Source organism: Cytobacillus gottheilii (genome assembly GCF_900166665.1).
Lineage (GTDB): Bacteria > Bacillota > Bacilli > Bacillales > Cytobacillaceae > Cytobacillus > Cytobacillus gottheilii_A.
On record NZ_LT800494.1, the window covers coordinates 3,921,136 to 3,941,103 of the forward strand.

The 19,968-nt window shown below is 38.8% G+C and carries 19 protein-coding genes; 7 read left to right on the forward strand and 12 right to left on the reverse strand.

Annotated elements, in window-relative coordinates; genetic code table 11:
• Positions 1-102: 102 nt before the first annotated feature.
• The 3 genes from B7E07_RS19370 to B7E07_RS19380 all read left to right on the forward strand — a co-directional run bounded on the left by B7E07_RS19370 (position 103) and on the right by B7E07_RS19380 (position 3,093).
• Positions 103-1,554, forward strand: coding sequence for an IS1182 family transposase (locus B7E07_RS19370; RefSeq protein ID WP_080843532.1), 1,452 nt, complete (start codon positions 103-105; stop codon positions 1,552-1,554).
• A gap of 338 nt (positions 1,555-1,892) precedes the next feature.
• On the forward strand, positions 1,893-2,246 hold the full coding sequence (locus tag B7E07_RS19375; protein WP_080848459.1) for a DUF6054 family protein: 354 nt from the start codon (positions 1,893-1,895) through the stop codon (positions 2,244-2,246).
• A 115-nt stretch (positions 2,247-2,361) separates the two neighbouring features.
• The gene (locus B7E07_RS19380; protein ID WP_080848460.1) at positions 2,362-3,093 is read left to right on the forward strand and encodes a tryptophan-rich sensory protein; all 732 of its coding nucleotides are present in this window, start codon (positions 2,362-2,364) and stop codon (positions 3,091-3,093) included.
• On the opposite strand, the gene B7E07_RS19385 is transcribed toward B7E07_RS19380, so the two are convergent.
• The 5 genes from B7E07_RS19385 to B7E07_RS19405 form a co-directional block, all read right to left on the reverse strand.
• The gene (locus B7E07_RS19385) at positions 3,079-3,711 is read right to left on the reverse strand and encodes a response regulator transcription factor (RefSeq protein WP_080848461.1); all 633 of its coding nucleotides are present in this window, start codon (positions 3,709-3,711) and stop codon (positions 3,079-3,081) included. The two genes, B7E07_RS19380 and B7E07_RS19385, sit on opposite strands and share 15 nt — an antisense overlap.
• Positions 3,712-3,754: 43 nt before the next feature.
• Positions 3,755-4,777: a sensor histidine kinase gene (locus tag B7E07_RS19390; RefSeq protein WP_080848462.1), complete on the reverse strand. Its 1,023-nt coding sequence runs from the start codon at positions 4,775-4,777 to the stop codon at positions 3,755-3,757.
• Positions 4,774-5,508, reverse strand: coding sequence for a cell wall-active antibiotics response protein LiaF (liaF, locus tag B7E07_RS19395; RefSeq protein WP_080848463.1), 735 nt, complete (start codon positions 5,506-5,508; stop codon positions 4,774-4,776). The genes B7E07_RS19390 and liaF overlap by 4 nt, the downstream gene beginning before the upstream one ends.
• A 447-nt stretch (positions 5,509-5,955) precedes the next feature.
• Positions 5,956-6,588, reverse strand: coding sequence for a PspA/IM30 family protein (locus B7E07_RS19400; RefSeq protein ID WP_080848464.1), 633 nt, complete (start codon positions 6,586-6,588; stop codon positions 5,956-5,958).
• A 20-nt stretch (positions 6,589-6,608) separates the two neighbouring features.
• Positions 6,609-6,959: a lmo0954 family membrane protein gene (locus tag B7E07_RS19405; RefSeq protein ID WP_080848465.1), complete on the reverse strand. Its 351-nt coding sequence runs from the start codon at positions 6,957-6,959 to the stop codon at positions 6,609-6,611.
• A 205-nt stretch (positions 6,960-7,164) separates the two neighbouring features.
• On the opposite strand from B7E07_RS19405, the gene B7E07_RS19410 reads away from it, so the two are divergent.
• Positions 7,165-7,668 (forward strand): hypothetical protein, encoded by a 504-nt coding sequence (locus B7E07_RS19410; protein ID WP_080848466.1) that lies wholly within the window; start codon positions 7,165-7,167, stop codon positions 7,666-7,668.
• Between the two features lie 58 nt (positions 7,669-7,726).
• Entirely contained in the window at positions 7,727-8,653 is a 927-nt protein-coding gene (locus B7E07_RS19415) for a VanW family protein (RefSeq protein ID WP_080848467.1), read from the forward strand.
• Positions 8,654-8,689: 36 nt separating this feature from the next.
• Here B7E07_RS19415 and B7E07_RS19420 read toward each other — a convergent pair whose 3' ends face one another.
• From B7E07_RS19420 to B7E07_RS19430, 3 genes are all read right to left on the reverse strand, one after another.
• Entirely contained in the window at positions 8,690-9,499 is an 810-nt protein-coding gene (locus B7E07_RS19420) for an Fpg/Nei family DNA glycosylase (protein WP_080848468.1), read from the reverse strand.
• Between the two features lie 227 nt (positions 9,500-9,726).
• Positions 9,727-10,005 (reverse strand): general stress protein, encoded by a 279-nt coding sequence (locus tag B7E07_RS19425; protein WP_080848469.1) that lies wholly within the window; start codon positions 10,003-10,005, stop codon positions 9,727-9,729.
• Positions 10,006-10,073: 68 nt separating this feature from the next.
• Positions 10,074-11,207: a trans-sulfuration enzyme family protein gene (locus B7E07_RS19430; RefSeq protein WP_080848470.1), complete on the reverse strand. Its 1,134-nt coding sequence runs from the start codon at positions 11,205-11,207 to the stop codon at positions 10,074-10,076.
• 184 nt (positions 11,208-11,391) lie between these two features.
• Here B7E07_RS19430 and B7E07_RS19435 point away from each other — a divergent pair, with 184 nt between their 5' ends.
• Positions 11,392-12,918 (forward strand): FAD-dependent oxidoreductase, encoded by a 1,527-nt coding sequence (locus B7E07_RS19435; RefSeq protein ID WP_080848471.1) that lies wholly within the window; start codon positions 11,392-11,394, stop codon positions 12,916-12,918.
• A 229-nt stretch (positions 12,919-13,147) separates the two neighbouring features.
• Here B7E07_RS19435 and B7E07_RS19440 read toward each other — a convergent pair whose 3' ends face one another.
• From B7E07_RS19440 to B7E07_RS19450, 4 genes are all read right to left on the reverse strand, one after another.
• Entirely contained in the window at positions 13,148-14,446 is a 1,299-nt protein-coding gene (locus B7E07_RS19440) for a globin-coupled sensor protein (protein WP_080848472.1), read from the reverse strand.
• A gap of 127 nt (positions 14,447-14,573) precedes the next feature.
• Positions 14,574-14,708, reverse strand: a complete 135-nt coding sequence (locus tag B7E07_RS24540) for a hypothetical protein (protein ID WP_257391501.1) — start codon at positions 14,706-14,708, stop codon at positions 14,574-14,576.
• 581 nt (positions 14,709-15,289) lie between these two features.
• Positions 15,290-16,420: a DEAD/DEAH box helicase gene (locus B7E07_RS19445; protein WP_080849286.1), complete on the reverse strand. Its 1,131-nt coding sequence runs from the start codon at positions 16,418-16,420 to the stop codon at positions 15,290-15,292.
• 257 nt (positions 16,421-16,677) lie between these two features.
• Complete coding sequence (locus B7E07_RS19450) at positions 16,678-18,138, reverse strand: alanine/glycine:cation symporter family protein (protein ID WP_080848473.1); 1,461 nt, start codon at positions 18,136-18,138, stop codon at positions 16,678-16,680.
• 217 nt (positions 18,139-18,355) lie between these two features.
• On the opposite strand from B7E07_RS19450, the gene B7E07_RS19455 reads away from it, so the two are divergent.
• On the forward strand, positions 18,356-19,567 hold the full coding sequence (locus tag B7E07_RS19455; protein ID WP_080848474.1) for an MFS transporter: 1,212 nt from the start codon (positions 18,356-18,358) through the stop codon (positions 19,565-19,567).
• Positions 19,568-19,968 lie beyond the last annotated feature (401 nt).

Below are 19,968 nucleotides of genomic sequence, written 5' to 3' on the forward strand. Positions count from 1 at the left end.
GAGGGCACTGAAAAAGTCCATTTAAGTCAGTGAAACATTTACTGTTTCACTGGCTTTTTGTTTTATAATAGAGGTATTAACTTATCGCAGGTGGTATATAAAATGATCTCCAACCAACAATCCCTTAGTTTCAGCCCCTATTTACAGATATACGATCTTGTTGTTCCACAAGATAATATGCTTCGTCAAATCAATGATCTTGTGGACTTCAGCTTTATTCTAGAAGAGTTAGAATCAAAGTACTGTCTAGATAACGGTCGTAATGCCGTTCACCCGATCCGTATGTTCAAATATCTCTTGCTTAAATCCATTTTTAATTTATCAGATGTAGATGTGGTCGAACGATCAAAGTATGATATGTCCTTTAAATACTTCCTTGAAATGGCGCCAGAAGATCCTGTTATTGACCCCAGTTCCCTAACGAAGTTTCGTAGGCTTCGTCTAAAAGATGTGGATTTATTAGATATGCTTATAAATAAAAGTGTTGAAATCGCATTAGAGAAAGACATCATTAAAAGTAAAACGATTATTGTTGACTCAACTCACACAAAATCCCGTTATAATCAAAAGTCCGTTAAAGAATTTTTACAGGAAAAATCAAAGAATGTACGTCGGTCTGTCTACCAAATCGATGAATCGATGAAAGAGAATTTACCGGCCAAAACAACAACGAATAGTGTTGAAGATGAATTACAGTACTGCGAAGATCTTATTACCGCCATCGAATCAGAGCCAAGAATTTCAGAATTACCTGCGGTGAAAGAAAAGTTAAATGTATTAAAAGAAGTCGTTGAGGATTGTACAGAACAGTTGAGTTTTTCCATGGATCCAGATGCCAAAGTAGGACATAAATCGGCAGACTCCTCTTTTTTTGGATACAAAACACATTTGGCAATGGCTAACGAACGGATTATTACGGCAGCGGTGATCACAACTGGAGAGAAAAGTGATGGAAAATATCTTCAAGAATTAGTTGAAAAAAGCATCAAAACAGGAATGGAAATTAAAACGGTTATTGGAGATACGGCCTATTCTGAGAAAGAAAATATTCGTTATATAAAAGAAGAAAATTTGGAACTTGTTTCAAAATTGCATCCACATGTAACGCATGGTACGCGAAAAAAAGAGGACGAATTCACGTTTAATAAAGATGCAGGAATATATGTGTGTAAGGCTGGCCATTTGGCGATCCAAAAGAAATTTGAAGAAAGAAAAGGTCAAGATCGAAATCCAAGAATTAAATATTTATTTGATACGAATAAATGCAACACTTGTCCCTTACAAGAGGGCTGTTATAAAAAAGGAGCGAAAACAAAATCCTATTCTGTCACAATAAAATCGACAGAGCATAAAGATCAGGAAGCATTTCAAAAGACGGTTAAATTTAAAGAGCTATCTCGAAATCGATATAAGATTGAGGCTAAGAATAGCGAATTAAAACATGCACACGAGTATGAAACAGCGAAATCCTCGGGTTTATTTGGCATGCAAATTCAAGGGGCAACCACCATATTTGCGGTAAATATAAAACGAATTCTAAAGTTAATAAAGTAAGAAAATGGACAACATAGTCCAAAATTAAGGGATTCAGACAAAAATAAAGCCAATTTCTTTCTAATAATAGACAGAAATTGGCTTTTTTATCTTTATAAGATTTTACCAGGTTAAAGAAAAACGAAAAACCTTAAGAAAATCAGTGCCCTCAGCATATGCGACGAGGAGGCTCAGCACCCGCCCCGCCGGAAAGCGAGTACCCTGGAGTGGAAATCTAATACTTTTCTTAATCAAGAGCAAATACAAAAATTAATTTTTTCTTTGGAACGTTTTAGCATTTGTATCGTATATACAGACAAGAAATGTATTGGCATATTCAATGATTGGAGTCCAGCAGAATGAAGAAATATAGTGAATTCAAATTAAATTTAACGCCTTTTGACGCAGCCGTGTTATTAACAGAAATTGAAGAGTTAAAAGAGCTACTTGTCTTTCAGGATTATAAGTTAACAGAAGAACAGGGTAACCAAATAAGTATCTTAGTATTTGAAAGGTATTATTTTAGAACATCGAGCTTTACCTCTTTAACTGTAGTTTTTGATAATTTTGAAGGTGAGACCATTATGAAGTGTATTTCTGCCGGGAATGGAGACGGATTGTTTAATTTTGGGTTAGGATCTGGCAAAAACTTCATCAAATCTATCCGCTCCCCGCTGGAAGACTATATCGTCGAAGTGATTCACGAAGATTAACAGCTAATGTATTGCCCTTTTTTAGAGCATTCTCTTGCTTTGTGAAAATCATCACGAAAGGAGGATTAAGAAGGAAAAATATGTGGAATATACTCCAGAGAAGGAGGTTTTCTGCATGATATGGATTAGTTCTCTATCCTATATAGTAATGATCGTTATTAATGCCCTCTCTAATATTCTGCCGATTGGCGGTAGAACAACTGGGGAGATTTCGAATGCACTTGAAGTTCTTTTTACACCGGCTGGCTATGTATTCTCGATTTGGAGTGTAATATACATTGGGCTTGGAATCTGGCTCGTTCGGGAATGGATTCGCTACTATAAAGAACGTTCTCTAGACCGCCGTTTGCATACCCTATTTATCTTCAGCTCTATTTTGAATTCAAGCTGGATTCTCGTATGGCATAACGGATTATTTCTCCTATCTGTTGCTGTTATGATTCTCTTGCTTATCACGTTAATCATGATTTATAAAATAACCACCCATCACTCTTCTAAGATCACTAGATTTCCTTTTTCCCTTTATCTAGGGTGGATTACAGTTGCTTTCCTGGCTAATATCAGCTATTATGCCATCTTCACGGATGTTGGTTTTATTGTTGAAACACAGATGTATTGGACAATCGGATTACTATTAGTTACCGGATTAATTCCTGTTTATGTGAGAAAAACATGGAATGATTGGGTATATCCGCTTGTGTTTGTCTGGGCATTTGTTGGCATTACAGTCAGAAACATAGAAGATGCTCCATATGTAGGCAGTGTTGCCTTAGGACTGGCGATCGCCATCCTAGCCAGCATATTCCTAGTACACTCAAAGTACGACACAAGTTCAGGTTACGAGTGAATGTTTAAAAGCATAAATGACAGCTTGCGTGCGGTCCTGCACTTGGAGCTTACTTAATATATTGCTTACATGTGTCTTAACTGTTTTTAAGGCAATAAAAAGCTCGTCAGCGATTTCTTGATTCGTTTTTCCTTCAGTCATTAAGAGGAGTATCTCCATTTCCCTTCCGGTTAGTTCTTCATGGGGCAGGTACTCCTTTTTTTGGCGCATTTTGACCATCATTTTTCCCGTGACTTCAGGCTCGAGCACTGATTGTCCAGAATAGGTTTGGCGAACTGCTTCTGCAATTTCGCTTGCCTTTGAGGTTTTTAGCATATAACTAGTCGCACCTGCTTCAAGTGCAGGATAAACTTTTTCATCATCCAGAAAACTCGTCACAATAATAATCTTAGCTTCTGGCCAGCGCTCAATGATATTTCTGGTCGCTTCAATTCCATCCATTTCCTTCATTACAAGATCCATCAGAATGATATCCGGGCGCAATTCCAACGCCATCTCAATCGCTGTCCGTCCATTATCTGCCTCGCCAACCACTTCAATATCCGGCTGTGCTGTTAAATAAGAAGAAACCCCTATTCTAACCATTTCATGGTCATCAACAAATAGCACTTTAATCATACTTTCCATCCTTCCTAAGCTAAGCAATTTCTTTTCCGGCTTATCAGATTAATGGCACCTTCACTTCAAGCCTGGTTCCTTTATCTTTTAAGCTGATGATCTTTAGTGTTCCGCCTACTTCAACAGCACGTTCATACATATTTTGAAGACCATAAGAACCTGCTTTTGCTTCCTCTACATCAAAGCCTACTCCGTCATCAACAACCCTCAGAATTGCATACCCATCTCTTTCAATCAGCAGCACCTCAAGCATTTCCGATTTCGCATGACGAAGAGTGTTCGAGACTGATTCCTGCAGTATACGGAATAAGTGATCCTCTACTCCTTTATCAAGAGGAAATTCTTCAAGCTTCCAATTAATATTGATGGTCACTTTCTGCAAAAGCTCAACCAGCAGTTCTTCAACCCCTTCTTTTAGGGATTTTCCTTTTAAAGCCGCTGGTCTCAAATGCAGAAGCAAAGCACGCATTTCCAGCTGTGACTGGTGAATCATTGCTTCTACCATTTTAAGCTGTTTTGCCTGTCTGTCTTCATCCTTTGTCTTTGTTTCTGTTAATGCGGACATAAGCATGGAAGCAGCAAAAAGCTGCTGGCTGACAGAATCATGAAGTTCTCTTGCCAGACGGTTCCGTTCCTGTGAAACAATTTCTTGCATTCGGCTTTCAATATCCTCCGCCTTTTCTGTTGCAAGCTTTTGGGATAATTTTGCCTGTTCAGCAATTTGTTTTTGAATCTTGCCTACACGCTCGGATACAGATTGCAGTTCTCCAGATACCGGCAGCCTGGTCAAATCAAGCTGGCGTCCTTCTTCGAGCTGATGCAGCCATTCATCTGCCGTGTCAATCTGTTTTCTCCAATGAAAACCTGAGAAAACGCCAAAACTGATGCCAATGGCCAAACAAATACTCGGCATAAAAATGATAAAAGGAATATCCATAATATCCAGTTCCCAAAGATCCCGCCAATTGTTTAAAGGGAAAACAGTAAAAAAGGTTAGAGAAAAGGCAGCAAGCAGGAATAATGACAATCCAGCTCCCCACATAATCTGGCGCTGAACTGCACTCATACTCTTTTCACCTCTAAATTCCCAGCAAACATAGAACTCACAATTTTAACCTTTTGATGGGCATTCTCATAATCCGCTGTATGAATCTGAAGAGACTGATTAAACATCTTTTCATCCTGCAAGTCTAAAATTCGGGCTGTACCAGCAAGGGAGGTATGATTCACATAGACTTCCATATCATACGGTACCAGCACTTCGATGTTGCCTATAATATTACGGATAAAAATGATTGTTTCTCCTTTTGGCAGAACGGTGTAGCTTAAATCAATAACTGTATCCCCCAAACCAGCCTGAATATTAATATCATTCCATTCATACACAGCTTGAGGTGTTCTTTGCTTTCCGAAAAACACATTTGTAATCAGCGGTTTTTTCTTAACAAGGTTTTCATCTTTTATAGAACTTTTCGATAGATCAATCACTGGTTTAATATGAGTTGGATTCTTTTTCGTTTGTGAATATTGAATAAGAAAATGAATTAAAATGGCCAGCAATAGAAAGCGGAACGTCAGCATGCTTAATACAGAGATAACGAGAAAGATAATGCCTCCCCAAAAAAGCAGTTTACCAAGCTTTTTTGCCATTCGTTTGCTTCCAATATAAATCATGCCCACTTGTACTAATAAAGAAAAAATGAGTCCCGAATTAAAAAAGGTAAATTCTAAAAAGAGCATGACAATCCCTATGATGACCAGCCAGCTCGTATAATCACTCTTTATTTTTTCTTTCATCGGGCTTCCCTCCTTTATAACAGTGGTGCATTCTATTTTCTTTGATGATGTGAATTTATATTCGTATCGAAAAGACGCAGCATACCTGCGCCTTTAAGATTGGGCTAGCTCTAACGCCTAGCCCCTAGAGGTCTTAAATAATATCTCCAAGAGGTTAAAGAACAACCTTCTAGCCATCTCGCCTTAAGCTTGGGGCCTACAGGATGTGGGTTGTGCAGACGTTGCCACAGGACGTGGCGCTTTTAGTCTGCGTCCCTTAACCTGAGCAAGGCGTTTCCGCTTTTCTTTTTGTCTAGCCACAACGCCTAGCCCCTCGAGGTCTTAAGTCAATCTGTCCAGAAGGTTAAAGAACAACCTTCTAGCCATCTCGCCTTAAGCTTGTCGGGGCTGAGCAAGGCGTTTCCGCTTTTCTTTTTATACTACCATTTTTTTATTCTGTTTTGAGTGTTATTCTGCTTTTTTCATATCTTTTTCAAGCTGAGCGATTTTTGCATCAATGGTGCTGCGGTAGTAGGATGTATTGACTTCATGCTCTAGTCTATCAATGTATGTTTCAATCTCATTAAAGCGGGAATATGGCTGATCTGAATATTCTTCATTATGCAGGACCTTGCTCATCTGGTGATTGGCACGGGTAATATTCTCTCTGCCCATTAATTCCATTCGGCGCAAATGCATATCTTTTAATTTATGCTTCATATCCTCATAATTTCTTTCTAGTTCCAAAAGCTGAGTATTCGTCTGTTTCAGAATTTCCTGAAGGCGGCTCACCCGCTGCTCATAATGTTCATATTCCTGCTGAGCAAAAGCCTGCAGTTCTTGCTCGCCCGCAGCAGCCGCAATTTCAGCTTGCTTCTTTCTTTTCTGTGCAAGATCTGCTGCTTCATTATACTCACGTGTAAATTCTTCTTTTAGTTGATATTGGCGCTCCAGTAGCTTGCGGACCTTTTCTGTTTCTTGCTCACTTTCTCTTAAATATTGATTTAACATTGCGATTGGGTTTTTCTTTTCCTTATGATCCAATGCCTCGTTTAAATCTGCTGCAATCGTATTTTTTATGCGTGTAAATAGATTTGACATAGTGTATGCTCTCCTTTTCGTTACTTTTTATTGATTTCTGCCCATTGCTTTTCAAAATTTGCAAATGGGTCGTTATGATTTTCTTTCGGAAACGTCTGTTTTTGTTTATTCCAGTTCTTATATACTAAATAAAGTACATAAGCAGCAGCAATGCCGATAATTGCGGGAATGTTAGATGCCGATGCAAGCAGTGCCGCTAACCCGATAATCCCCCATCCTGCTTTCTCCAAATTTGAGTTTGCTTTAATAAATTGTTTATAGACGAAATATAAGATGGTGATGCTGATTGCGAGCGCGAGCATTGGACCAATGTTTCCAATCAAGATCAGCGCCGCTATGCCTCCTGCCATTAGTAAACCGAATTTTTTCATTTCGTTTCCTCCTTTCTTGATATCATCTTACCGTGATTTTAAAGCTTCTATAACGAGCCTCAGCTTTATTTTCATATAAGACTTAAGACGTATAAGTCTTTAAGACTGTAACTCATGGAACATTCATCCATGTTCTATTTCATGGTTATTTTCAATTTTGGGAGGGGTAGTAAGAGGATAATCGCACTGTAAGGAGGAGAAAAAGATGTTTGGAATCGAAGACTTTTTTCATTTCATTCAAGCATTCTTCGTGGTGTTTCCTGTTGTAACGATCTTGCATCTAATCGGACATCTAACCTTCGCCTATTTTTTTGGCTGTAAGAAAATGAATGTAGTACTTGGAGTAGGAAAAAAACTATTTTCAGTGCGAAACATAGAAGTCAGAATGTTTTATTTTTGGCATGGCAGCTGCAGCCTTGGACCTTTGAAATACACGAACAAATACTCTCAATGTCTAATCCTGATTGGAGGTTCCTTATTTAATCTACTGGGGATTCTGGTTGTAAATATATTGATCCATGAGAGTATCATTGCTCCTTCTATGCTCACATATCAGTTTATTTATTTTTCCATCTATTATGTTTTCTTTGCTTTATTGCCAATGGATTTTCCAGATGGAACGGCAAGCGATGGAAAAATGATCTATTCGACTTGGAAGGAAAAAGAGTGCAAGCAAACCTCTCAGGATTGTCAAAGTTTTACCAATTAACAAATCACATGAAAGTCCGCGCCACCGCAAATAATAAGCTTCGGAGGTGCGGATTTTCATGATAAAAGCTACTTTATTCGCCTTACTATTAAGCACACATACATATCCTTCAAATGATGATCTTATAATTAATTATCAGAATAAACCGATCGTTGAAATTCAAAGGGCAGAATATGAAATTCCATTATCAAGTATCCCGCTTTTAAATATAGAGCAATATAATACATTACTCCGTTCACTGGAAACGCAAATCTGCGTCCCTCCAGCAAACGCATATATCGGAGAATACGGACAAGTTATTGAAGAAAAAATTGGTGTGAAATTGCATCGGGAAAAATTTGCCCATCTGTTTTCTCACTTTTTCTATAATCATGATCTGAAAGAGATGGATATTCCAACCCTTCCTATTCATCCAAGAGTAGACAGTGATCTGCTGCTGCAAATAAATGTAAAGGTGATCGGCCAATACGTTACATACTTTAATAGCCGCAATAATAGCCGCACCAACAATATTACCTTAGCTGCAAAAGAGATCGATAATACAGTTGTTTTTCCTGGTGAATTATTTTCCTTTAATCAAAGTGTTGGGATGCGAACGAAAAGCCGTGGTTTTCAGCGTGCTCCGGTTATTGTAAGAGGTGAATTATCAGAGGATATTGGCGGAGGAATTTGCCAAGTTTCTTCCACCTTATTTAATGCAGTTGATCAAGCAGGCCTGTCCATCGTCGAACGCTATTCACACAGCAAGCGTGTACACTATGTTCCGCCAGGCCGTGATGCAACCGTCAGCTGGTATGGACCCGACTTTGTCTTCCAGAACCTATACACTCACCCTATCCTGCTTCGTGCAAAGGTTTACGGCGGTCAGATGGTTGTGAAAGTTCTTTCTTCAGATGAAATTGACTTAGAACCGCGTAAAGTTCCTAAAACAGATGAATTAGAAGAAGAACAACGGAAGTTAATACAGTGGATGAATGAAAGATAAGCGGATGCTGCTGCAGCCGCTTATTGTATTTATGTGCTATTTTTGACACCCTGGACAAAAAAATGTCTTTCTGGAGGAAATTTCAGTCTTAATAATCTTACTATGACATCTATTACACTCCATCCCCTCACGATCATAAACAAGACAGTGATCATTATAACCGCCTGTCAGCTGATCTCCTTTATATAAAGGATTTTCCATATACCCTCCAAGCTGAGTGGCATTCGTTAAAACGGATACCATTGCAGAATACAACTTTTCTTTCTCCTCTTTGCTCAGCTCATCTAGCCCGCGATCCGGAAGCAGATAGGCTTCATAGCAGATTTCATCGCTATAGCAATTCCCAATTCCAGCAATCACATGCTGATTTACTAGTGTCGTTTTCAGCATGCCTCTCCTTCCTTCTAATAGCTCCTGAAAAGAATCAATGTTGAAATTATTCTCTAACGGCTCTGGTCCTATGTCTGCAAGCTCTTCTTCAAGTGTCTGTTTGTTATGCAAGTGCAAATAGCCTAATCTTAATCCGATAAAATACAATTTTACGTTATCAAAAGTAAAAGTGATTTGCTTCGTACGCTTTGGTGCATCCTGATCGGTACCCACATACATCCAGCCGCCAAGCATCAAATGAAGCAATAAATATTTACCTGTGCTTAAATGAAAAATTAAATGCTTCGCTCTTCTATCAATTTTTATAATAACCGCTCCATTTAGTTCTTTCATAAATAAGTCACTTGCTACATTTATTGATTTTTCACGCTGAATATCTGTATCGATTATCCTCTTTCCTGCAAGGATTGTATGAAGCTGCTGCTTATACGTTTCCATTTCCGGCAATTCCGGCATAGTTTTTACTCTCCTTTATCACCCTTTTTGTATAGTATGTTGATTGACTTAGGGTAATTATGCGCGAAGGTTGATTGACTTGCGGGATAAGAAGGATACAGCCTTTTGTGAAGTATGAAGAAGATATTCCTTAATCACCTTAAACTAGCTTTCCCGTAAAATTCTTCACATAAAAAAATACACCTATGCTGTAGCATTTCTACAGCATAGGTGCAGTTCATATCATCTTAATATTGTTTTCGTTCTAATCCTGCTTCACCAGGATTTTGTTTTTGCTGCTGCAATAGTGACGACTGGCTATCAACAAAGACAAGAGTCTTTCCCTCTTCAATCTGCTGCTGATAAGTGTCATCTTCTACATGGATCTGCTCTAAGCTTGCATACTGTTCCCCAATGACCGCAATTTCTTCTGCTTTAAAGCCTTGGTCCTGCAATTGCTTCACTGCGGCCACTGCATCTTCTTCCGCTTCATAAGCGCCTGCAAGTCTGTATGGCTGCTGATTCATATAAACTCCTCCTTTATTAAGGAATTTATATTCTAATACCCCATTTCCTTCAGATAGAAACTTAGTCCTTAAATGGATTTTGAAATAGCTTGATTGAATGCTGCAATAATATCCTCTCCATTTTCAATCCCTATAGAAATCCTCACCACTTGATCTGTAATGCCAAGTGCCGCACATGCTTCTGGCGGTAATGCGCGATGAGAGGTTCTTAACGGGTGTGAGACCGATGTCTCCACCCCAGCCAGTGTTGGAACAATTTTAATCCACTCCAAATTTTTAAAAAATAAGCTGATGTTAACTGTGTCCGCTAACTTGATTGTTACCATGGCTCCAAATCCTTGTTCACCATGCTCTAAAGGGTAGTAGACCGTCTCAACATGTTCATTTTCTTTTAAAGATAAAGCCACCGCTCGGGCATTTGCAGATTGAGCCTTCATTCTTAACGCTAATGTTTTCGCACCGCGGCATGTCAGCCATGCTTCAAATGGAGTTGAATTGGCACCTAGATTGACAATTTTGGCTCTAGCTTTTTCTACAAGTTCTTCATCACCGACTACGACACCAGCTGTCACATCACTATGACCGCCAATGTATTTCGTTGCACTATGAACAACTAAGTTAACTCCTAACTGGTATGGCTGGCAATGCAATGGTGTTGCAAATGTATTATCAACAATTGTTTTCAGCTTATGCTTTTCTGCTAGTGCAACAAGCTGAGTTAGATCTTCTACTCTTAAGAGTGGATTGGTAATTGATTCTGTATATAAAAGCACTGTATTTGTTTGGATGGCTGCTTCTACTTCAGCCGGATTTGCAAATGAAACAAACGTGACACTAATTCCTATTGAGGAAAGCTCCTCTTTTAGCATATGAAAAGTGCCTCCATATACATCATCTGCTGCCACAATATGATCGCCGTTTTGTGCCACTGATAAAATAGCTGCCAGAATAGCAGATAAGCCTGATGAAGCAGCCGCTCCTTCTGGTGTGCCCTCAAGACGGGCAACTAGCTGGCCCAATTCATCTGTATTTGGATTGCCAACTCTTGAATAAAGATAATTGCCGTTCCCCTGGTAGAAGCCTTCTAATTCTTCTAAATCAGAAAAGGCAAAAGCAGACGTTTGATAAATTGGTGTTACTTTGCTTTTAATGGTCCGTTCCTTTTTATTTTTATGATGTAACACCGCTGTTTCGAAATTCATTTGCTTAATCTCCCTTTGAGCAAAAGACTTTAGCTCGTTAAAATATTTGTAAATTCTGATAAGGATTATAGCAACGAATCTTTATAACGTCAATGTGTGAAAGCTTCCAGCTTTGGGTACTTATCGTATACAAAGTCTTATTATAGGAAAACATACAATCAGATAATGTAAGAGGAGGATATTTATGACGAATCAAATGCCAAGATTTCCAGAATCATATTGGACAGATATTGATCTGCCCTCTTTTCAGCCCTTAAAGGAAGATACTTCTGCAGATGTGGTGATTGTAGGCGGAGGAATTACAGGAATCACATCGGCATACTTGCTCGCTAAGGAAGGTCTTAAAGTCACGCTCTTAGAAGCGGGGAAAATCTTAAATGGCACAACCGCACATACAACGGCGAAAATAACTGCACAGCATGGAGTTATTTACGATGAATTCATTCAGCATTTTGGACTTGAAAAGACTAAACTCTATTATGAGGCTTCCAAGGGAGCTCAGGAATTCATCTTAAAAGTAAAGAACGATTTAAATATTGATTGTGATTATAGCGAGCAAGACGCCATTATTTATGCAGAATCAGATGAATATAGAGAAAAGCTTCAAAAAGAGATGAGTGCCTATGAAAAGCTTGGCATTTCAGGCCACCTTGGCAATGATCTTCCTTTTCCTATTGAAACTAAGGCTGTCTTAACTATGACCAATCAAGCACAATTTCATCCTCTGAAATATTTACATAAGCTGGTTCAGGCATTTACAGATATGGGCGGCACAATTTACGAGAACACAACGGCTGTTGATCTTGAAAAAGGGGAGCGTCCAGATGTTGTAACGAGAGAAGGACATCGAATCAAGAGTAAGTACGTGATTGCTGCTTCTCATTTTCCTTTTGCAGATATGAAAGGATTCTATTTTGCGCGACTGCTTCCAGAAAGATCATATATAATCGCTATTAAGGCAGAGAAGGAATATCCGGAAGGAATGTATTACAGTGCAGATCAGCCTACAAGATCATTGCGCTATACTCCTTTTAATGGGGAGAAACTCTTATTAGTAAGCGGTGAAGGGCATAAAACTGGTAAGGGGCCAGACACCTTGAAGCATTATGAAGCACTAGAGAAATTTGCTTCAAACCTCTTTGGCATTAAAGAGTACCCTTATCGATGGTCAGCTCAAGATCTCACCTCACTTGATAAGATGCCATATATCGGACCGATCACTGCCGACCAGCCTCATATTTTTGTCGCAACAGGCTACCGAAAATGGGGAATGACGAATGGTACTGCAGCAGCACTGCTTTTAAGAGATCAAATCCTTGAAAAGGAAAATCCGTACAGTGAGATTTTCTCTCCTTCCCGTTTTGTGGCCGATCCCAGCATTAAAAAGGTCATTTCCTATAACACGGACACCGCTGGACAACTGTTAAAAGGAAAATTCGAGTATGTACCAAAAGAAATTAGCGATCTCTCGAATGATGAAGGTGCGGTTGTCATTGTGGATGGGAAAAGATCTGGAGCTTATAAGGATATGGATGGGAAATTACATGTTGTCGATACCACTTGTACACATATGGGCTGTGAAACACAATGGAATCACGGAGAAAGAACATGGGATTGCCCATGCCATGGATCACGCTTTTCCTATGATGGAGAGGTTGTAGAAGGTCCTGCAGACAAGCCATTAAAAAAATTGAATGATGTTACAGGTTAATGCACCTGCTAAAGAGAAAGGCTGGGGCATAAGTATTTAACACACTCATAGAACCGAATGATTAGGGAGTCATCTTTCTAATCATTCGGTATTTTTATGAATATAAAATATATTTTATTAACATGAGTGAAATGAAACGGACTTGTCTAAATACCCAAATCAAAATATAAAATATTCGTGTTTGAGAAATATTAATTTCATTTTGTCCCAGCCTCTCTTTAATATCCCTTTATGCATTATTAGCCGCATCATTTAATTTTTCAGCTGACGAGGCAACAGTTGTGGAGGCTGTCCCTATTTCATTAATACTATAAATAAGTTCGTTTACTTGGTTGCCAACTGAATTAAGATAGTTTGCATTTGAAGATATAGATGCTGCGATGGCATCAAATGCTTCATTGGTTTGCAGCGACGTTTCCATTCCTTCTGTAACCGATGAAGCTACATTTAATAAAGACTCACTAACTGCTTTGGTAAGCATAGAAGATGTATGAATTAATTCTTGTATTTCTCCTATTGATAATTTAGTCTGCTCAGCCAGCTTCTTTACTTCTTGAGATACCACTGCAAAGCCCTTGCCATGTTCTCCCGCTCTGGCAGCTTCTATTGCTGAGTTCAAGGCCAGCAAGTTGGTTTGGTCTGCAATACTTTGGATAAAAGCAATGACAGAGTTCACTTTTTCTGATGCTTCGTTAAGCTGGTCAACTGTTATCGTCATATTAGATGTCTCAGACTGTATCTGCTCGATTTTATTGGAAAGCTCCGACAGCTTTTCCTTTCCAACTCCGCCTTGATACTGAATGGTTTCAGAATGAGCTCCGCTATCTTTTATTAAACTATTGAACTCATGACTTCGAGCTATTAAATTCTCAACAGAGGCGCTTGTTTCTTCAGCTAAAGCGACGAGATCTTCACTGACATCCAAAATTTTATCCTTTAACTGATTTTTGCCTTGCTGGAACGTATCTTTAATCATTCTCATATTTTCATCTTCGTATGTTTCAAGAACAAGCTGCTGCTCTAGGCTTAAGAGCTTATTGACAGAGCTTATAATTTCTTTGACTTCATTAATGGACTGTGCGCTATCACAAATAACTTCTAAAATAGCATTTTGAAGATTTTGGAAAGAGCCCATATACCATGCAGGCTTTAAGCCGATTTTATAATGTATAAATGCTATTCGTAATCTCTTCTTAATAAATTCCTCTGTAATTTCCCCATTAAATAGCTCAATAATGTGCTGTCTTAAAGTTCCCCTCAATTTCTGAACAGAACTATATCTATTCACCATATCTTGAAGCTCCTGCACTTGGAGAATCGTTCCATAAAACTCTTCTGTTAACTTATCAACTTGTTTTTCTATTAAAGGCTGCACCCTTTTAATATACTGCAGATCGGTCTTCGTAATTTTAAGCATTTGCAGTTTATCTGTAATATTTTGGTTACCTTCTACGTTTATTTTTACTTGAATGTTTTGTGCAGCTGTTTGCCAGTTATCTATTTTTGGCTGTCTTTTAAACTTTAACATGTTTTCCCCGCCCCTAAAGGTTTATTAAATCTCCATATACTATAAAATATCATAATGCAATAAAAAAATATGTGAAATTTTGGTGCCAAATGCCTATACCAATCACATGATTGGTATAGGCACAAGATTAATCTTGAACATTTTTATTTTTTGGCTCTCTGCTGCCTGTTGTAAATTCAACTAATTCTTCACTTGTCCGGTCAGGATGCTTCTTGTTATTATTGCGCTGTGCATTCTGATTGCCTCTTTTCGTACGTCCCAAGACCCCTCACTCCTTTCGTTTGATCAAAAGTAGTATGAGTCAAGTAAAGAATGGTTATACAGGTGATTCTCGCAACTTCATTCCTAATATTCTGAACAATCACGGTGTTCTACATTTTTCGACACCGCTTTTAGAAAATATACCAGCCAATCCTCTTAATTTCTATAGATTTTAATTAAACTTTACAAAAAAATAATTGAAAACCTTTACTTTTTCCTGGCAAACTAAACATCGCAATCATATGTCTAAATTTTAAAAAAGAGCTGTAAAAAAGAACTGAAATAAGATAAATCATTCAATAAGATGTTAACTTAAGCCATTCCCTTGAGTTGCAAACCTTACTTTCGGCTGGAGCAAGTTGTAGCCTGAAAAGCAAGACTGCTGGGGTCCTCTATTCTATTTCCACGCCGGAGTCAAGGTTCTCTGCTCCATTTCACTCAGGTTTAAGGATTTAAATTCAGGAATAAAAAATACCCCGTAGATGTTAGTTTGATGTCTAACATTTACGGGGCAGTTCAAACGATGCTTCTAATCATTCGGAAATTTGTTTAATTACGTCATCATAGCCTCTTTATTTGTTGTCATAACTTACGTTGTTCACGAGTACTGAATTCTGTGATATGTCCGCCTCTAATCATCATTTTTTGAACAGGGATTCCTAGCTGAGTTCCATACTTTTTTAATTCTCTTTCTTCACGCTCATTGATAATGGAAAGAACCGTACCGCTGGCGCCAAATCGGCCTGTTCGGCCTGATCTGTGAACATATTGTTCCATATCCTTTGGAAAATCATAATGAACCACATGGGTAATTCCTTTAATATCTAAGCCTCTTGCAGCTACATCCGTGGCAAGCAGCAGATGAGTTTTGCCCTCTTTAAAATCTTTAAGAGCCTTTTGGCGCTGTGTTTTATCTAAATCACTATGAAGGATACTTACTGTGATATTTTTAAAGTCCAGCTTTTCCGAAAGAACCGTTAAGTTGCCGATATCTCTTACAAAAACAAGCCCCTTTATTTCATCAAGGCGGGAAATTTTCTCAAGCATTTTCATTTTATCTCTATGCTCTGCGATAAAGTAATAGTGAGAAACTTCTTCCGCTTTTATGGTCTCGTCTTTATTAATCTTAATCATATTTGGGGACTTGGCCATTTCTGCAGCAACCTTTTCAACATGCGGGGGCAATGTAGCAGAAAACATCACCATTTGCCGTTCACTTAAAGTCGACTTCACGATATTTGTGACCGTAGATGTATGCTCTGGCACAAGCAACTGGTCACACTCATCTAAAATGATGGTCTTAACTTCATGCATTTTTAGCTTTTTCTGTTTAATAAGCTCCAGCATTCTTCCTGGTGTGCCTAATGCAATATGAGGATGTTTTTTTAATTTTTCAAGCTGTCTCTTCACATTGGCTCCGCCGATAAAGGACGCTGCTCGAATTCCGCTGCCTGTTGCCCATTTGCCTATTTCCTCTAAAATTTGCATGATTAACTCCTGCGAGGAAGCAATAATAACAGCTTGTACAGCTTTTTGCTCAACATCAATTTTTTCCAGAAGCGGTAAAAGATAAGCCAATGTCTTACCAGTTCCGGTTGGAGATTGAGCAATGACGTCTTTTCCTTCAGCAATAAGAGGTATTGCCTGCTGCTGAATTGAAGTAGGCTGCTGAAAGCCGCTTTTCGTCCATGCCTCTTGAATAAATGGCTTCATTTCTTTTATAAGTGTATCCAAATTCCGTCACCTTCAGTTTTCTGTATTAATCAGTGTTTTAAATAGGATTTCTTAGCATGACCATATCTAAAAATACCACTGTTATGTTCGGTTAAACGCTAAACGTCATTTATTTGATTGTGCAGTTTTCTGCATTTCCAGTGTCATACTCACTTTTATTTACAACATAAAGCTTTTTTATTCTAACAAACTAAAAGATGCCCAGCAATAGCGCTGGACATCTCTAGTACTTTTATTTATGATACTTTATCCTTTTCTTCTTCAAGATTATAGCCATCCGCCCAATACTCAGCATTTTTTATGCCAAGCTTCGTTGAATTAAAGACAGGATCTAAGCCTTGTTTCTTTTGGGCTTCATAATCTTTCAAAGCAATAAGGGCTGGTTTTGTCAGGATCAGAATCGCTACTAAATTGAGCCATACCATTAACCCTAGTCCAACGTCACCAAGTGCCCATGCAATACCTGCTGTTTTGACTGCTCCATAAAAGGTTGCGCCTAAAAGGACTAGTTTCAAAACAAACATTGCAGGCTTGATGTTCTTGCCTTTAATTAAATAGGCAACATTTGTCTCTGCGATATAGTAATACGCCATAATCGTTGTAAAGGCAAAGAAAAATAGTGATACAGCAACAAACCCAGCACCAAATCCAGGAAGAACGGATTCAACAGCTTCCTGAGTAAAACCGGCACCAGCTTCAACTCCTGGCAGATTTTCTACGAGGAAGCTTCCATCAGGGGCAACTGTATTGTACATATTTGTAAATAAAATCATAAATGCTGTTGCTGAACATACAAGCAAAGTATCAATATATACAGAAAACGCCTGAACAAGTCCTTGTTTAGCAGGGTGTGATACCTCTGCTGCTGCCGCTGCATGCGGGCCAGTACCTTGACCTGCTTCGTTGGAGTAAATACCCCGCTTTACTCCCCACGCAATCGCACTTCCCACAATACCGCCAAACATAGAATCAGCTGCGAAGGCACTGCGGAAAATTAGTGAAATCACATCTGGAACTGCACCGATATTCATGCCGATAATAATAAGTGCAACAATCATATATCCAACTGCCATGAAAGGCACAGCATATTGAGCAACCGTTGCAATTCGTTTAATACCGCCAAAAATGATTAAAGCTAATAAGATGACAATAGCTCCGCCAGTTACATACTTGCTAACACCAAAGGCATTTTCAATCCCTACAGAAATTGAATTAGACTGTACGCCAGGCATCAGGATCGCCATTGCAATTAATGCCGCTATTGCAAATAGAACAGCATACCATTTGACTCCAATTCCTTTTTCAATATAATAAGCAGGACCGCCACGGTATACTCCGTCTTTCTTTACCTTATAAATTTGGGCAAGTGTTGATTCAACAAAAGCACTTCCTGCACCAATGAATGCAATTGCCCACATCCAAAATACAGCGCCTGGACCACCCATTGCAATTGCAGTTGCTGTACCAGCAATATTACCTGTTCCTACACGTCCAGATAACGCAATTGATAAAGCTTGAAACGATGAAACACCTGCTTCTGAGCTTTTCCCTCTGAACATCAGCAAGAACATATCTTTAATATGTCTCACCTGAAGAAACCTTGTCATGATTGTAAAAAATAGTCCAATAGCCAAACAAATATAAATAACAGGGGTACTCCATAACACATTATTAATACTGCCTACAAAATCTTCCAAGCAAAAACCTCCCTTTTATTCTGAATTTTTACCATATTAAGAATTATAGGACATATGCAAATCCAATACAATCATTTTTTTTGACATTTTCAATAGAAAAGAAATTGGACTAGTTATTGTCTTGTTAGGTCATACTTAAATCACTTTCATTTTTCTGAAAGTTCCGTTATGCTTATATTTAGGAAAACGAAATATCTTCAAGAAAGAAGTGTTTTTATTGAATCAGCAATCAAAGAGAAATCTCTTTATCATGTGGTTTGCCAACTTTTTTATAGCCGGAAGCATGACAATGGTATTGCCGTTTATCTCCTTGTACATTGAGACATTCGGAGACTTCTCCTCCGCTTATGTACAGCATTGGTCTGGCTGGACATTCGCCATTACGTTTGTAACAGCTTTTATCTTCTCTCCTATTTGGGGAAGAATTGGAGATTTATATGGCCGTAAAAAAATCCTGATTATTTCTGGTCTTGGCATGGGGTTATCGATCTTTTTAATGGGTTATGTCACTTCTGTCGGGCAGCTTTTTACATTAAGATTGTTCATGGGTATATTCACTGGCTTTATCAGTGTCTCTCAGGCTTATATTTCCACACAAACTCCTAAAGAAATTGCTGGACGTGTTCTCGGCACCCTTCAGACTGGAAGCATTACCGGCTCCTTAATGGGACCGCTGCTCGGCGGTATCCTCGCAGATACTTATGGCTACGCAAGTACATTCCAGGGGACTTCCTTTGCCATTATTCTCTCCGCGATCCTCGTGATGTTTTCAAAAGAATATGTAATCGAACGGACGAAGGGAACCAAGCATAAATATTCAAGCAAAGAAGTTATTTTACACATCATACGGCATCCGGTTTTATTAACCGTTATGCTCATTTCCTCCTTAGTTCAAATCGCGCATTTTAGTATTCAGCCTATCTTATCTCTATATGTCAGCGAGCTTCATGGACCAGAAAATCTCGCTTTCTTCGCAGGAGTTGCCTTTTCGGCAGCAGGAGCAGGAAATTTATTGATGGCACGCAAATGGGGTAAAATTGGGGATCAGCATGGCTATATTAAGGTGCTCATTGTCTTATTATTATTGGCAGGCATCTTCTATATCCCAGGGGGATTCGTCACCAATATGTGGCAGCTTGTGCTCGTTCGCTTTCTGCTCGGAGTGACCATTGGCGGTATTATTCCTGTTCGTGTCGCGTATATTCGCCAGGAGGCACCGCTCTCCATGCAAGGTGAGGTACTCGGCTACAATACGAGCCTGCGATTCCTTGGCAACGTGATTGGTCCGGCAATGGGCGGCATCATCTCTGCTTATTTTGGTTTTACAGCCGTTTTTCTTCTTACAAGTTCACTGCTGATTATAAGCGGACTAATTTTACTAGCATCCACTCATCGTCATCCTGAGCTATCAAAGGATTCTGTGACCTAACTGTTCAAAAACTATGAAAATAAATTAAACAGACCTGGCATTTTATTAACGTTCATCTACACTTGATATGAGAATTGCTTGGAATAGGTTGTTTCCAGGCTTTTTTCAAATTCGTATACACTGGAATAATCGTTGGTTTAGGAATAAACGGAGAAATTCCGCTTGTTCCGGGAAATACCTACATTTCCCGCAAAATAAGCGGAGTTTTTCCGCCTATTTACACAAAATCTATGAATTTTGCTCAAAATAACAGAGTTAACCGGAATTTATCCCTTTATTTTTGCTTCTTTAGCCCTTTTGTACCAAATAGCCGGAATTCCTCCCTCTATAATGAATCCTATGCCATTTTATGAATGTGAAAAGAGAAGAGCAGCCCAATTCAGCTGAATTGGACTGCTTCT